At 69.0% G+C, this 14,096-nt stretch carries 14 protein-coding genes; 10 read left to right on the top strand and 4 right to left on the bottom strand.

The window, feature by feature from the left end; all coding sequences use genetic code 11:
• Positions 1-128: 128 nt before the first annotated feature.
• Complete coding sequence (locus M3330_RS21975) at positions 129-1,823, bottom strand: alkaline phosphatase D family protein (RefSeq protein WP_255026349.1); 1,695 nt, start codon at positions 1,821-1,823, stop codon at positions 129-131.
• 193 nt (positions 1,824-2,016) lie between these two features.
• On the opposite strand from M3330_RS21975, the gene M3330_RS21980 reads away from it, so the two are divergent.
• Positions 2,017-2,268, top strand: a complete 252-nt coding sequence (locus M3330_RS21980; RefSeq protein WP_024101154.1) for a hypothetical protein — start codon at positions 2,017-2,019, stop codon at positions 2,266-2,268.
• A gap of 97 nt (positions 2,269-2,365) precedes the next feature.
• On the opposite strand, the gene M3330_RS21985 is transcribed toward M3330_RS21980, so the two are convergent.
• Complete coding sequence (locus tag M3330_RS21985) at positions 2,366-3,055, bottom strand: MBL fold metallo-hydrolase (protein WP_255026350.1); 690 nt, start codon at positions 3,053-3,055, stop codon at positions 2,366-2,368.
• Positions 3,056-3,186: 131 nt separating this feature from the next.
• Here M3330_RS21985 and uvrA point away from each other — a divergent pair, with 131 nt between their 5' ends.
• Positions 3,187-6,180: an excinuclease ABC subunit UvrA gene (gene uvrA / locus M3330_RS21990; RefSeq protein ID WP_006553981.1), complete on the top strand. Its 2,994-nt coding sequence runs from the start codon at positions 3,187-3,189 to the stop codon at positions 6,178-6,180.
• Positions 6,181-6,276: 96 nt separating this feature from the next.
• Here the strand turns inward: uvrA and M3330_RS21995 are convergent, their stop codons facing one another.
• Positions 6,277-6,642, bottom strand: a complete 366-nt coding sequence (locus M3330_RS21995) for a DUF1844 domain-containing protein (RefSeq protein WP_016692782.1) — start codon at positions 6,640-6,642, stop codon at positions 6,277-6,279.
• Between the two features lie 386 nt (positions 6,643-7,028).
• Here M3330_RS21995 and infC point away from each other — a divergent pair, with 386 nt between their 5' ends.
• The 6 genes from infC (at position 7,029) to pheT (ending at position 12,963) form a co-directional block, all read left to right on the top strand.
• Positions 7,029-7,697: a translation initiation factor IF-3 gene (gene infC, locus M3330_RS22000; protein ID WP_255028989.1), complete on the top strand. Its 669-nt coding sequence runs from the start codon at positions 7,029-7,031 to the stop codon at positions 7,695-7,697.
• Between the two features lie 71 nt (positions 7,698-7,768).
• Complete coding sequence (gene rpmI, locus M3330_RS22005) at positions 7,769-7,963, top strand: 50S ribosomal protein L35 (protein ID WP_006553978.1); 195 nt, start codon at positions 7,769-7,771, stop codon at positions 7,961-7,963.
• A gap of 67 nt (positions 7,964-8,030) precedes the next feature.
• Positions 8,031-8,411, top strand: a complete 381-nt coding sequence (rplT, locus tag M3330_RS22010; RefSeq protein ID WP_006553977.1) for a 50S ribosomal protein L20 — start codon at positions 8,031-8,033, stop codon at positions 8,409-8,411.
• 38 nt (positions 8,412-8,449) lie between these two features.
• A complete protein-coding gene (locus M3330_RS22015) occupies positions 8,450-9,262 on the top strand; it encodes an RNA methyltransferase (RefSeq protein WP_006553976.1) in 813 nt (270 codons plus the stop codon).
• An 84-nt stretch (positions 9,263-9,346) separates the two neighbouring features.
• Entirely contained in the window at positions 9,347-10,417 is a 1,071-nt protein-coding gene (gene pheS / locus M3330_RS22020) for a phenylalanine--tRNA ligase subunit alpha (RefSeq protein ID WP_024101130.1), read from the top strand.
• A 59-nt stretch (positions 10,418-10,476) separates the two neighbouring features.
• Entirely contained in the window at positions 10,477-12,963 is a 2,487-nt protein-coding gene (gene pheT / locus M3330_RS22025; protein WP_094980406.1) for a phenylalanine--tRNA ligase subunit beta, read from the top strand.
• Here the strand turns inward: pheT and M3330_RS22030 are convergent.
• On the bottom strand, positions 12,952-13,359 hold the full coding sequence (locus tag M3330_RS22030) for an AsnC family protein (RefSeq protein WP_175427974.1): 408 nt from the start codon (positions 13,357-13,359) through the stop codon (positions 12,952-12,954). The genes pheT and M3330_RS22030 overlap by 12 nt on opposite strands.
• Here M3330_RS22030 and M3330_RS22035 point away from each other — a divergent pair.
• Entirely contained in the window at positions 13,337-13,597 is a 261-nt protein-coding gene (locus M3330_RS22035; protein ID WP_200886467.1) for a hypothetical protein, read from the top strand. The two genes, M3330_RS22030 and M3330_RS22035, sit on opposite strands and share 23 nt — an antisense overlap.
• The gene (locus M3330_RS22040; protein WP_255026360.1) at positions 13,594-14,094 is read left to right on the top strand and encodes a PspA/IM30 family protein; all 501 of its coding nucleotides are present in this window, start codon (positions 13,594-13,596) and stop codon (positions 14,092-14,094) included. Before M3330_RS22035 ends, M3330_RS22040 begins: the two co-directional genes overlap by 4 nt.
• Positions 14,095-14,096: the final 2 nt, after the last annotated feature.

Below are 14,096 nucleotides of genomic sequence, written 5' to 3' on the forward strand. Positions count from 1 at the left end.
CCTGACACAGGTACCCCAAGCGTCACGGGAATATGCACGAAGCAGGGCCGAAGGGCACGAAACGATATTTCGGACCATACGGAAGCTCGAAAAAAACCGAATTTGGTCGTCGACGAGCGCCCCCGTCATCACCTCGACGGCCGACTCGCCGCGCGGGACGTCGGAATCTCGGGCGGCCGCTCCCCAGTAGTGAGCGGCAGATCCGTGACGGTCTCGAACAGGTGCGGACCCGAGGCGGTGTCGACGCTGCGCTCGATGGTCAGGTGCGCGACGCGTCCTCGCGTCCGCAGGGTGGCGATCTGGTTCCCGAAGCTCGGACCTGCCATCTTCGACCACGAGAACGACGTCTCGGGAACGGCCGTCACCGGACCGAGCAGCAACCGCACGACGCGCTCCGCCTTGCGTCCCCATGCGGCGCGGAAGGCGACCCGGACAGCTGCGGGGACGTGGTTGTGCAGGGGCGAACAAGTCAGTTGGTACACCGTGCCGGCGGTCGGCGTCGCGAATCGGACGCGGGCGGCGTAGGCATGGTGCACGTCGCCCGAAAGGACACAGATTGTCGCGGGCGCGCAGCCGGACGTTTCGGCGCGACGCCCGGCAGCGACATCCAGCAACAAACGGGCGAGTCGCTCGAACGAATCGCGGAAGGCCGCCCAGTGTTCGAGATCGGCGGCGCGCCGGAGCTTCTCGGCCCACCGCGCCCATCGGTCACCGCGCGCACCGGACGCGAGCTTCTCGTCCCACGCCTCGAGGTCGTGCATCGTGCGGGGGAGGAGCCACGGCAGCGACGTGCCGATCAGGAGGTGGTCGTAGTCGCCGTCGGTCTGCTCCTCGATCCAGTCGAACTCCGGATCGGACACCATGTCGCGCCGGTCGGGCGCGAGCACCCGCCCGCACCGCGAATCGATCACCAGCAGACGCACCGGTCCGAAATCGCGGCGATACGACCATCGCACTCCCGGACTGCCGTCGGCTTCCTCGTCGGCGCCGGACGCGAACGCACGCAAGATCGGTTCGGCGTCCCCGGCACAGTTCCGCACCCGGTCGTAGAGCGGGTCCTCGTCCAGCTCCGAGGGAGCGAGGTTACCGAGATGCTGATAGATCCAGTACGACGCCAACGCCCCGACGATGCGTTCCTCCCACCACGCGGAGGCCTCCATCTCCCTGCGCCACGAATAGGAGGTGTTCCAGTCGTCGTGCACGTCGTGATCGTCGAAGATCATCGAGGTCGGCACGTTCGACAACAGCCATCGGACGTTGTCCTCGGACCACGACCGGCTGTACAGCCAGGTGTACTCCTCGAAGTCGCGTACCTGGGCTCCGGGCGGTTCCGACAGATCGTGACGCTCACCGACCCGTCGCTTCATCTCCTCCGACAGCTCGTCGGCGTAGACCTGATCTCCCAGCAGCAACAGCGCGTCGGGCCATTCGTCGACCGGTAGGGAACGCATGCGCTGCGCGTAGGCGACGAGAGCGTCCTTTCCGAGGACGGCTGTCGGTTCCGCGCTCTCCGAGGCCACCCGGCACGACCCGAAGGCGAGCACTAAATCCTCGGGGTCGTCTTCCGCGGTCCTGATCAGCGGCGATGCAACACCGACGGGTGGCCACACGACCCGGCCGTCGAGATCCACCTCGTAGGGCGTCACCGATCCGGGTTCGAGGTCTCGGACGGTGACGAGCGCGTAATGGTGCCCCGCGACGGTCCACGTGTGTTCGGAACTGCCGAGCACATGCACCGTGCACGGCTCGGACGTCTCCACCCAGATCGCGGCGTCCGTATCGCCGATGTGCCTGAGCACCGGCCCCAGTACGAGATCCGCCACAGTGTCAGGCCTCCGTGCTCGTGCGAGCTCGTCCGGTTTTCGAGCGTACTCGCGGCAGTGGAGCACAGGAGGATTCCGGCGAACTCCGATCCTCGTTCGGCCTCCGCGCCTCTGCGACGGGGCGCACGCTGGAACGGACGCAGCACAAGCGGCCCGCTCGGGTCGTTGCCGCGTGCTGGAAGGGGGCCCGGACATGACCGACGCGGAGAATCCGACCCGCTGGGATCGGCTCGACGACGAAGAGAAACGGCAGGCGAGGGAGAAGGCCGAGGAGATCGACCGCATGTACGAACCGGGAGCGCGGCCGACCACGGTCGTGCCGGGCACGAACGGGATGGTCTCGGGAACGGCCTTCGCAGATATGGCGGGCGAGCGCTCGAGGGACGAGCCCGCCGGAGCGGGCAAGGGCGAAGGGTCGGCCGACAGGGACGGTGCCCCCGACTAGACGTCGTGCGAGCACGCTCGGGTGTCACAGATCCGGCCGTCGCAGGCTAGGCCTCGTACCGAGTGCCGTCCGGCCCGAGGCGGACCGAGACGGACCGTCACCAGCCCCGCTCGCGCCACTCGCCGAGATGCGGACGTTCGGCTCCGAGGGTCGAGTCCTTGCCGTGTCCGGGGTAGAAGATCGTCTCGTCGTCGAAGCGGTCGAAGATCTTGGACTCGACGTCGCCGAGGAGCGATCGGAAGGCGTCGTCGTTCGGGGTCTTGCCGACGCCGCCGGGGAACAGTGAATCACCGGTGAAGATGTGCGTACGACCCGTGCCCCGTTCCGTGAGGACCAACGCAACCGACCCCGGAGTGTGTCCTGAGAGGTGGATCACCTCGAGATTCAGCTCACCGATATGCACGGTGTCGCCCTCGGCCAGGATCCGGTCGGGCGTCACCGGCAGGGGATCGGCGTCGAGCTCGTGTGCGGCGGTAGGCACACCGGTCTCCGCGGCGACCCGCTCGAGACCCTGCCAGTGATCCCAGTGCTGATGGGTGGTGACGATGAGCTCGAGCTCCGGCGCGTTGTCGCGGAGGAACTGCACGAGACGGTCGGGTTCGTTTGCGGCGTCGATGAAGACGGACTTGCCGGTGGCGTCGTCGGTGACGAGATAGGTGTTGTTGTTCATCTCGCCGACGGCAAGTTTGACGATGCTCGCTCCGGGAATCCTTCGGCGTTGCGCGGGTCCGCCGGGAGTGACGTCGCCGGTGTAGGTGTCTTCGATGATCACGGGCTGCTGCGTCATGCAGCCAAACCTACCTTCGGGTGCGCGCGTGAGCCTGAGGCGCGCGGTTGTTCGTCACGGAAACGTGTCGGTACCCGCGCCTACCATGGCTGAGGGCCGAATTCCGGCCTTGTCTACAGGAAGGATGTGGCGTGGCAGACCGCCTGATCGTGCGTGGAGCCCGGGAACACAACCTGCGTGGTGTCGACCTGGACCTGCCGCGCGACAGTCTGATCGTGTTCACCGGGCTGTCGGGTTCGGGCAAGTCGAGCCTCGCGTTCGACACCATCTTCGCCGAGGGGCAGCGGCGCTACGTCGAGTCGTTGTCGGCCTACGCCCGCCAGTTCCTCGGTCAGATGGACAAGCCGGACGTCGACTTCATCGAGGGCCTGTCGCCTGCGGTGTCGATCGACCAGAAATCCACCAACCGCAACCCGCGGTCCACCGTGGGCACCATCACCGAGGTCTACGACTACCTGCGTCTGCTGTACGCCCGGGCCGGCACTCCGCACTGCCCGGTCTGTGGCGAGCAGATCTCCCGGCAGACGCCGCAGCAGATCGTCGACCAGGTGCTGGAGATGGAGGCCGGGGCCCGTTTCCAGGTCCTCGCGCCCGTCGTGCGCACCCGCAAGGGCGAGTTCGTCGACCTCTTCGAGCAGCTGACCGTCCAGGGCTACTCCCGCGTGCGTGTCGACGGGGTCGTCCACCCGCTGTCCGATCCGCCGAAGCTGAAGAAACAGGAGAAGCACGACATCGAGGTCGTCGTCGACCGCCTCGCCGTCAAGCCCAGCGCGCAGCAGCGACTCACCGACTCCATCGAGACCGCGCTGCGGCTCGCCGAGGGTGTCGTCGTGCTCGACTTCGTCGATCGTGAGGAGGATGCCCCCGATCGCGAGCGTCGGTTCTCCGAGAACCTGGCGTGCCCGAACGCGCACCCGCTGTCGATCGACGAACTCGAGCCGCGGTCGTTCTCCTTCAACTCGCCCTACGGTGCGTGCCCCGAGTGTGCGGGTCTCGGTGTGCGCAAGGAGGTCGATCCCGATCTCGTCGTGCCCGACCCGGATCTGAGCCTGGCCGACGGCGCGATCGCGCCCTGGTCGATGGGCCAGAGCGCCGAATACTTCGGCCGACTGCTGTCCGGCCTGGCCGACGCCCTCGAATTCGACATCGACACCCCGTGGCGGAAACTGCCCGTCAAGGTGCGCAAGGCCGTGCTGGAGGGCAGCACCGAGCAGGTGCACGTGCGCTACAAGAACCGCTACGGCCGCGTCCGTTCGTACTACGCCGAGTTCGAGGGCGTCATGCCGTTCCTGCACCGCCGTCTCGAGCAGTCCGAGTCCGAGCAGGCGAAGGAACGTTACGAGGGCTACATGCGGGAGATCCCGTGCCCGGCCTGCGCCGGTGCCCGCCTTCGTCCCGAGATTCTGGCCGTGACGGTCAGCGCGGGCGACTTCGGTGCGATGTCCATTGCCGAGGTGAGCGACCTGTCGATCGCCGAGTGCGCACGCTTCCTCGACGGTCTCGTCCTCGGCGCCCGCGAGGCCGCCATCGCTGGGCAGGTCCTCAAGGAGATCCAGGCCCGGCTAGGCTTCCTGCTCGACGTCGGACTCGACTACCTCACCCTCTCGCGCGCCGCGGGCACCCTCTCCGGTGGTGAGGCACAGCGCATCCGTCTCGCCACGCAGATCGGATCCGGTCTCGTCGGCGTTCTGTACGTGCTCGACGAGCCGTCGATCGGTCTGCATCAGCGCGACAACCGTCGTCTCATCGACACCCTCACGCGACTGCGCGATCTGGGCAACACGCTCATCGTCGTCGAGCACGACGAGGACACCGTCCGTGCCTCCGACTGGGTCGTCGACATCGGACCGCGCGCGGGCGAGCACGGCGGGACGGTCGTCCACAGCGGCACTTACAAGGAGCTGCTCGACAACCCGGAATCGCTCACCGGCGCCTATCTGTCCGGACGCGAGGAGATCGAGATCCCCGCGCTCCGGCGGCCGATCGACAAGGGCCGGCAGGTCACGGTCGTCGGCGCCCGCGAGAACAATCTGCGCGAGATCGACGTGGCGTTCCCACTCGGCGTCCTCACCTGCGTCACCGGTGTCTCCGGCTCCGGGAAGTCGACACTCGTCAACGACATTCTCGCGACGGTGATGGCCAACAAGCTCAACGGCGCGCGGCAGGTTCCCGGACGGCACACCCGCATCAACGGACTCGACCAGCTCGACAAGCTCGTGCAGGTCGACCAGTCGCCGATCGGCCGCACCCCGCGCTCGAACCCCGCGACCTACACGGGTGTATTCGACAAGATCCGCAGCCTGTTCGCCTCCACCACCGAGGCGAAGGTGCGCGGCTACCAGCCGGGTCGGTTCTCGTTCAACGTCAAGGGCGGGCGGTGCGAGGCGTGCTCGGGCGACGGCACGTTGAAGATCGAGATGAACTTCCTGCCCGACGTGTACGTGCCGTGCGAGGTGTGCCACGGCGCCCGCTACAACCGCGAAACGCTCGAGGTGCATTACAAGGGCAAGACCATCGCCGAGGTGCTCGACATGTCGATCGAGGAGGCGGCGGAGTTCTTCCGGCCGGTCACCTCCATCCACCGCTACCTCAACACGCTGGCGGAGGTCGGTCTCGGTTACGTGCGCCTGGGCCAGCCGGCGACGACCCTGTCCGGCGGTGAGGCGCAGCGCGTCAAGCTCGCCGCCGAACTGCAGAAGCGTTCCAACGGGCGCACCGCGTACATCCTCGACGAGCCCACCACGGGCCTCCACTTCGAGGACATCCGCAAGCTGCTCGGGGTCATCAACGGTCTGGTCGACAAGGGCAACACCGTGATCGTCATCGAGCACAACCTCGATGTCATCAAGACCGCCGACTGGATCATCGACATGGGTCCCGAGGGCGGTTCCGGTGGCGGCACGGTGGTCGCGGAGGGCACTCCGGAAGAGGTGGTCACGGTGGAGGAGAGCTACACCGGACGCTTCCTTGCGGAGATCCTCGACGGGCGGATCACTGCACCTGCTTCCGCGCCGGTACGCAAGCGCGCGACGAAGGCGACCAAGGCGACCGCGACCAAGACTGCCGCTACGAAGTCGGCCACGAAGGCGAAGACCGCCAAGAAGAAGGTGGCGGCCGCGAGCTGACGAATCGAGCCGCCCGCCTCGGAAGAGGCGGGCGGCTCGATCTCGTGGCTCGTGAAGCAGCCGGGGAGCGTGAAGTGGGCGGGACTCCGGTTCGGCTCAGTAGACCGGGCCGGTGTACTTCTCGCCCGGGCCCTTGCCGGGCTCGTCGGGCACCGCCGACGCCTCGCGGAAGGCGCGCTGCAGTGCCTGCAGTCCTTCGCGCAGCGGGCCGGCGTGCGGACCGAGATATTCCACCGACGAGGTGATCAGGCCGGCGAGTGCGGTAATCACGCGGCGGGCCTCGTCGAGGTCACGTCGCGCGCTGCTGTCGGGATCCTCGTCGGCGAGACCGAGCTTCTCGGCAGCCGAACTCATGAGCATCACGGCTGCGCGGCTGATCACCTCGACGGCCGGGATGTCGGCGAGTTCGCGCACATCCTCCGCCGCAGCGTCCTGATCGGGGGTCTCGGGAGCATCCGTCATAGCGTCGAGCATAGGGTCGCGCCGCTCGGCGCCGACCGTGCGGGTGCGGCGCCGACGCGCCGATTCGTCGTCGACGTGGCTTTTTGTTAGACTTGATCCCACGACCGCCCGCGGTGATCCTCCGTGGGCAGCAAAGTGGAGTCCGACTCCCACCTCTGGCGGCACATCGATGCAGCTGAGAGGTCCGGTTCTCCGGGCGTAGAAGCCCGGATGTCCGCCCTGCATCGGGCGGTGCGGATCACGCAGCGTGAGCTGGGTGCCGTCGACCGGTCGGTATCGGACCCCGCGTGGAGCCTCGGCACCACAGCGGGGTCTTCTTGTCGAGGAGTAGGGCCACGTGCTGCGGTGCGGTCAAACCGACCACACCGCTCTACCTAGGAGGCCCCATCAGCGCTGAGACCCGCATCAACGAACGCATCCGAGTTCCCGAAGTCCGGCTCGTCGGACCCGGCGGTGAACAGGTCGGAATCGTGCGTGTTGAAGATGCCCTCCGCCTGGCAATCGAAGCCGACCTCGACCTTGTCGAGGTGGCGCCCGACGCCCGGCCGCCGGTCTGCAAAATCATGGACTACGGCAAGTTCAAGTACGAAGCCGCGCAGAAGGCGCGCGAATCGCGCAAGAACCAGCAGCAGACCGTGATCAAGGAGCAGAAGCTCCGTCCGAAGATCGACGACCACGATTACGAGACCAAGAAGCGCAACGTCGTGCGCTTCCTCGAGGCCGGTTCGAAGGTCAAGGTCACGATCATGTTCCGCGGCCGCGAGCAGTCGCGCCCCGAACTCGGATACCGGTTGCTGCAGCGCCTCGGCGCCGATGTCGCCGACCTCGGCTTCATCGAGACCAGTCCGAAGCAGGACGGCCGGAACATGACCATGGTGCTGGCCCCGCACAAGGGTGCGAAGACCCGCGCGAAGGCTCAGGAAGCCGCGCAGGCCGCACCGGCGCAGGCCGCACCGGCGCAGGCCGCACCGCGCCCGGCAGCCTCCGCTGCCCCGACCACGGAGTCCGCGCCGTCCGCGCCGGCTCCCGGGACGGGCGACGCCCCGAGCAACTAGCCCGCTCAGGCAGCACATCCGGTGCTGTCCGTGAGCACCGATGTACGCACACGACAAGAACTGAGGACTCCATGCCCAAGTCGAAGACCCACAGCGGCACCGCGAAGCGATTCAAGGTGTCCGGTAGCGGAAAGGTCCTGCGCCAGAAGGCGGGTCGCCGCCACCTGCTCGAGCACAAGTCCTCGCGGGTGACGCGTCGCCTCGACGGCAAGGCCGTCGTCGCCGATGCCGACGCTCCGCGCGTCAAGCGCATGCTCGGGCTCTGAGCCTCTCCGACCGATCCATCCGGGGACACCTCGTTCGTCCCCCGAACTCTGACAGGACACATAACCAGTGGCACGCGTGAAGAGGGCCGTCAACGCCCAGAAGAAGCGTCGTTCGATTCTCGAGGCCTCGAAGGGCTACCGCGGACAGCGCTCGCGTCTGTACCGCAAGGCCAAGGAGCAGCAGCTTCACTCGCTGACCTACGCCTACCGCGACCGTCGCGCCCGCAAGGGTGATTTCCGCAAGCTGTGGATCAGCCGCATCAACGCTGCTGCCCGCGCCAACGACATCACCTACAACCGCTTCATCCAGGGCCTTAAGGCCGCCGGTGTCGAGGTGGACCGCAAGATCCTCGCCGAGCTCGCCGTCTCCGACGCCGAAGCCTTCGCCGGCCTCGTGGCCGTCGCCAAGGCTGCCCTTCCGGCCGACGTCAACGCTCCGGCTGCCTGAGTGCTGCCCTGAGCTACGACAACATCCAGGAACGACCCGTGGACACGCTCACCGAGCGCACACCACGGGTCGTTTCTGCTGTGAAACTGCTCCGGACCGCCGAGCGTCGCAAGACCGGGCGGTTCCTCGCCGAGGGTGAGAACTCCGTCACCGAGGCGCTCGCCGCTGCACGCGTGCACGAACTATTCGTCACCGAGGCGGCCGCCGGCCGGTACGCGACGGTCGTCGACGAAGCACGCCACAAGGGTGTGCGCGTGGGGATCGTCACCGAGCGGGCCGCCGCCCGGCTGTCCGACACCGTCACCCCGCCCGGCCTCGTCGCCGTGTGCGACACCCTCGACGTGCCGCTCGCCGAAGCGGTGACCCCGCGGTCGCGGCTGCTCGCCGTGCCCGTCGCGGTCGCCGAACCCGGCAACGCCGGCACCCTCATCCGCGTCTCCGACGCCGTCGGCGCCGACGCCGTGGTCCTCGCCGGCGACAGCGTCGACCCGCACAACGGCAAGTGCGTGCGCTCCTCGGCCGGCAGCATCTTCCACCTGCCGGTCGCGCGCGAACGCGACACCGACCGGGTACTGGCCACGCTCGCCGAGGCCGGCGTGCAGATCCTCGCGACGGCCGCCGACGGGGAGATCGACCTCGACGACGCCGACGAGTTGCTCGCCGCGCCCACCGCGTGGCTGTTCGGCAACGAGGCCCACGGACTCGATCCGCAGGTCGCCGCCCGCGCCGACCACCGCGTCCGCATCCCCATCCGCGGACGCGCCGAATCGCTCAACCTCGCCACCGCCGCCTCGATCTGCCTGTATGCGAGCGCGCGGGTGCAACATCGGGCCGCTCGGCCCATCACATAGGATTTCCCGGGTGCGCCGCGGCCTCCGGCCCGGACCGCACCCACCGAGATCACCCGTTCGTCCGAAGAAGGAGATGCACCGGTCGTGGCCAAGAAAGAGGGCGGGACCCCGCCGGCAGTCGATCCGAGCGCCCTGACCGAGGACGCGCTCACCGCCGCCGAGAAGTCCGCGATCGACGCGTTCGCCGCTGCGACCGACCTCGACGAACTCGCCCAGGCGAAGATCGACCACCTCGGCGACAAGGCGCCCATCTCCCTCGCCAAGCGCGCCCTCGGCTCGCTGCCCGGCAACGAGCGCGCCGACGCCGGCAAGCGGGTCAACGCCCACCGCACCACCGTGCAGGCCGCCTTCGACGACCGCAAGGCCGTGCTGCAGGCCGAACGCGACGCCGCGGTCCTCGTCGCCGAAGCCGTCGACGTCACCCTTCCCGCGACCCGCCGCGCGCTCGGCGCCCGCCACCCGATCTCGATCATCTCCGACGAGGTCGCCGACGTCTTCGTCGCGATGGGCTGGGAGGTCGCCGAAGGCCCCGAGGTCGAGACCGAGCATTTCAACTTCGACGCCCTGAACTTTCTGCCCGACCATCCGGCGCGCACGATGCAGGACACCTTCCACATCGCCCCGGAGGGTTCGCGGCAGGTGCTGCGCACCCACACCTCGCCCGTGCAGGTCCGCACCATGCTGCACCGCGACATCCCGATCTACGTCGTGTGCCCCGGCCGCACCTTCCGCACCGACGAACTCGACGCCACCCACACCCCGGTCTTCTCGCAGGTCGAGGGTCTCGCCGTCGACAAGGGCCTGACCATGGCGCACCTGCGCGGCACCCTCGACGCGTTCGCGCGGGCGCTGTTCGGGCCGGAGACCCGCACCCGGATGCGCCCGAACTACTTCCCGTTCACCGAACCGTCCGCCGAGGTGGACGTGTGGTTCCCGAACAAGAAGGGCGGCGCCGGCTGGGTCGAGTGGGGCGGCTGCGGCATGGTCAACCCCAATGTGCTCCGGGCCTCGGGCATCGACCCCGACGTGTACACCGGGTTCGCGTTCGGAATGGGCCTCGAACGCACCCTGCAGTTCCGCAACGGCATCCCCGACATGCGCGACATCGTCGAGGGCGACGTGCGCTTCACCCTGCCGTTCGGCGTTCAGGGCTGACAGCCCGCTCCCGACACCGACTCCACCGACCGACGACCGAACGAAAGAGCTGAGCACAAGTGCGAGTAGCGCAGTCCTGGCTGACCGAGATCCTGCAGCGCGCCACCCCGGAGTGGAACGTCACCGCCGAGGAACTCGACGCGGGATTCGTCCGGGTCGGACTCGAGGTCGAGGACATCGAGACCCTCGGCCGCATCGACAACCTCGTCGTCGGACGGGTCGTGGAGATCACCGAGCTCACCGAATTCAAGAAGCCCATCCGTTTCTGCAAGGTTGACGTCGGTGAGGAGGAACCGCGCGGCATCGTGTGCGGTGCCCGCAACTTCGCCGAGGGCGACCTCATCATCGCCGCCCTGCCCGGCGCCGTGCTTCCCGGCGACTTCGCCATCGCATCGCGCAAGACCTACGGGCACATCTCCGACGGCATGATCTGCTCGCTGTCCGAGCTGGGCATCGGCAAGGACCACTCCGGCATCCTCGTGCTCGAGCCCGGCACGGCCGAACCCGGCACCGACGCCAACGATCTGCTCGGTCTCGGCGACACCGTCGTCGAACTGAACATCACCCCCGACCGCGGATACTGCTTCTCCGTCCGCGGCCTCACCCGCGAACTCGCGTGCGGCTTCGACCTCGAATTCGCCGATCCCGCGGCCGTGCCGGCACTGCCGTCCGACGGCGGGGAGGCCTACCCGATCCGGCTCGAGTCCGAGACGAAGGCCACCCGGTTTGCCGCACGCCGCGTCACCGGCATCGACCCGAAGGCCGTCACCCCGTGGTGGATGCAGCGCCGCCTGCACACCGCCGGTGTCCGCCCGATCTCCCCGGCCGTCGACGTGACCAACTACGTCATGCTCGAACTCGGCCAGCCGCTGCACGCCTTCGACGCCGCCAGCCTGCAGGGTGAGCTGGTCGTGCGACGCGCCCGGGCAGGGGAGAAGCTCACCACCCTCGACGGTGTCGAGCGCGATCTCGATCCGGAGGACGTCGTCATCACCGACGACTCCGGGGTGATCTCCCTCGCCGGCATCATGGGCGGCGCGACCACCGAGGTCGGCGACAGCACCACCGACGTGCTGCTCGAGGCCGCCGCCTGGGATCCGCTCGCCGTCTTCCGCGGCAACCGTCGGCACAAGGTCAGCAGCGAGGCCGGCAAGCGTTTCGAGCGCACCGTCGATCCGGCCCTGGCCCGCGCCGCGCTCGACCGGGCCGCGAGCCTGCTCGTCGAGATCGCCGGCGGCCGCGTGGAGTCGACCCTCACCGACATCGTCGTGCCCACCGAGAGTCCGACGATCCGCATGGACATCGACCTGCCCGACCGCATGGCCGGGGTGAGCTACCCGAACGGCACCGCTGCCCGCCGTCTCACGCAGATCGGATGCGCGGTCGAGGTCGGTGTCGGCGAGGACGGCCACGGCCAGCTCGTCGTCACCCCGCCGACCTGGCGCCCCGACCTGCGTCAGCCTGCCGACCTGGTCGAGGAGGTGCTGCGCCTCGAAGGCCTCGAGCAGATCCCGTCGGTGCTGCCCACCGCTCCCGCCGGCCGCGGTCTCACGGCCACGCAGAAGCGCCGCCGCGCCGTCTCCCGCGCGCTCGCCCACGACGGCTATGTCGAGGTCCTGGCTCCGGTGTTCCTGCCGGCCGGCGTGTTCGATACCTGGAAGCTCGACGCCGACGACCCGCGCCGGGTGACCACCAAGGTGCTCAACCCCCTCGAAGCCGATCGTCCGGAGCTGGCCACCACGCTGCTGCCGGGCCTGCTCGAGATCCTCGGCCGCAACGTCTCGCGCGGCCAGCGCGACCTGTCGCTCTACGCAATCGCGCAGGTCGTGCATCCCACTTCCGAGACCAAGCCGGTCGACGCGCTCCCGGTCGACCGTCGTCCCACCGACGACGAGATCGCCCTGCTCGAAGGGTCGCTGCCGAAGCAGCCGGTCCACGTCGGTGGTGTGCTCGCCGGTTTGCGCGAACCGGCCGGGCCGTGGGGCACGGGACGCGCCGCCGATGCCTTCGATGCCTTCGCCGCCGCGGAGACCGTGGCACGTGCCGCCGGGGTGCGCCTCGAGCGCCGCGCCGCGCAGTACCTGCCCTGGCATCCCGGCCGCTGCGCCGAACTGCTTGTCGACGGGGTCGTCGTCGGCCACGCCGGTGAACTGCATCCCGCGGTGATCGAACGGGCCGGTCTGCCCGCACGCACGTGCGCCTTCGAACTCGACCTCGACGCGTTACCGATCGTGGAATCGCTTCCGGCGCCGGTGGTCTCGCCGTTCCCGGCGGTCCTGCAGGACGTCGCGGTCGTGGTCGACGCGAATGTGCCGGCCGCCGACGTCGAGAGCGCCCTGCGCTCGGGTGGCGGCGAGCTGCTCGAGGACATCCGTCTGTTCGACGTCTATCAGGGCGCCCAGCTGGGGGAGAACCGCAAGTCCCTCGCGTTCGCGCTGCGCTTCCGCGCCCTCGATCGCACCCTCACCGAGGACGAGGCCAGCGCCGCCCGCGAGGCAGCGGTGGCCGCCGCGGCCACCGCGGTCGGTGCCGAACTACGCGCCTGAGCCGCCCGCGTCCCCGCCCGGCAGCCACACCTCGGGCGGGACCGTGGTGACCTTGCGGACCGCCCGGTCGAGGATGTGCCCGGCGATCTCCGCGAGGGTGCGCATCGGGGTGCGGCCGTCGACCGCGAGCGCCGACAGGATCGCGCGATCGGTGGCGGAGATCGTCGTGCGTCCGCGCCGCTCACCCACCCGCCGGGAGCCCGACGTCAGTTCCCCTCGCTCTCCCGGACCGAGCGCGTTCAGCCGCCACGCCCCGCCCTCGGTGAACCATTCCGAGACCACGTGGGTGCGGATCGACGCGACGCCGGGCAGCTTCCCCAGGTCGGCGCCCGCCCACGGCACCTCGACGGTCACCGTGCCCGAGATCGCCGCGATGACGAACCGCGAGACTCTCACGGTGCCCGCCGCGGTCCTGAAGTTCGCCCTGAGGATCGGGCGCGCGTGGGGATCGACCGAGCACGGCCCGGAGCGGGTCGCCTTCCTGCAGTACCGTCCGGTGCTCGACAACCGGCGGTTGCGTGAGGAACTCGGTGTGCCCCTGCGGTACACGAGCCGGGAGGCCCTCGAGGCGTATCTGCAGGTTCGCGCCGAAGAGGACTCAGTGGCAGCCGAGCGACGTAGCCTGGAGGCATGAGCAAGGACGAAGCCGGCCGGGTGCCGTCTCCCCAGGAGCCCGACAAGCCGGAGCAGCCCGTCCCCGACGTGACCCCGGCCGGGCCGGAGACGCCGACGGTGCCGGATATTCCCCCGGCCCCGGACATCCCGGACGTGCCGCCGATCGACCCGGAGCCGAGCCCCGATCCCGACGTGACCCCACGCGAGGAAGACGTCCACGACGCTCAGGTCCACGACGCCGAGATCGTCGAACCGGGTGTCGTCGACACCGGATCCGTCGACGGCCCGGTCCGCGCACCGACGATCGAGGAGATCACCGGATACACCGCGGACGGGGTGCCGACCTTCGAATCGGTGCGTGAGAAGATCGAACAGCGTTCGGCGACCGCGCTCGGCGCGGAGGAACTCGCGCACGCGACGGGTGCGGGTCGCACGCTCGAGGAGCAGTACGAGGAGCGCAAGGCGGCCGCTGCCGACCGGCTCGCGGAGATCCGGCGGTCGTTGCGCTCGGAGTGAAT

Source organism: Rhodococcus sp. GA1, from assembly GCF_024321955.1.
Lineage (GTDB): Bacteria > Actinomycetota > Actinomycetes > Mycobacteriales > Mycobacteriaceae > Rhodococcus > Rhodococcus pyridinivorans.

Excerpts from the sequence above, each read along its gene's own strand:
- M3330_RS21980 (WP_024101154.1), top strand. The coding sequence starts at position 2,017 with ATGACCGACGCGGAGAATCCGACCCGCTGGGATCGGCTCGACGACGAA.
- M3330_RS21985 (WP_255026350.1), bottom strand. The coding sequence starts at position 3,055 with ATGACGCAGCAGCCCGTGATCATCGAAGACACCTACACCGGCGACGTC.
- M3330_RS21995 (WP_016692782.1), bottom strand. The coding sequence starts at position 6,642 with ATGACGGATGCTCCCGAGACCCCCGATCAGGACGCTGCGGCGGAGGAT.
- rpmI (WP_006553978.1), top strand. The coding sequence starts at position 7,769 with ATGCCCAAGTCGAAGACCCACAGCGGCACCGCGAAGCGATTCAAGGTG.
- M3330_RS22035 (WP_200886467.1), top strand. The coding sequence starts at position 13,337 with ATGACGAACCGCGAGACTCTCACGGTGCCCGCCGCGGTCCTGAAGTTC.
- M3330_RS22040 (WP_255026360.1), top strand. The coding sequence starts at position 13,594 with ATGAGCAAGGACGAAGCCGGCCGGGTGCCGTCTCCCCAGGAGCCCGAC.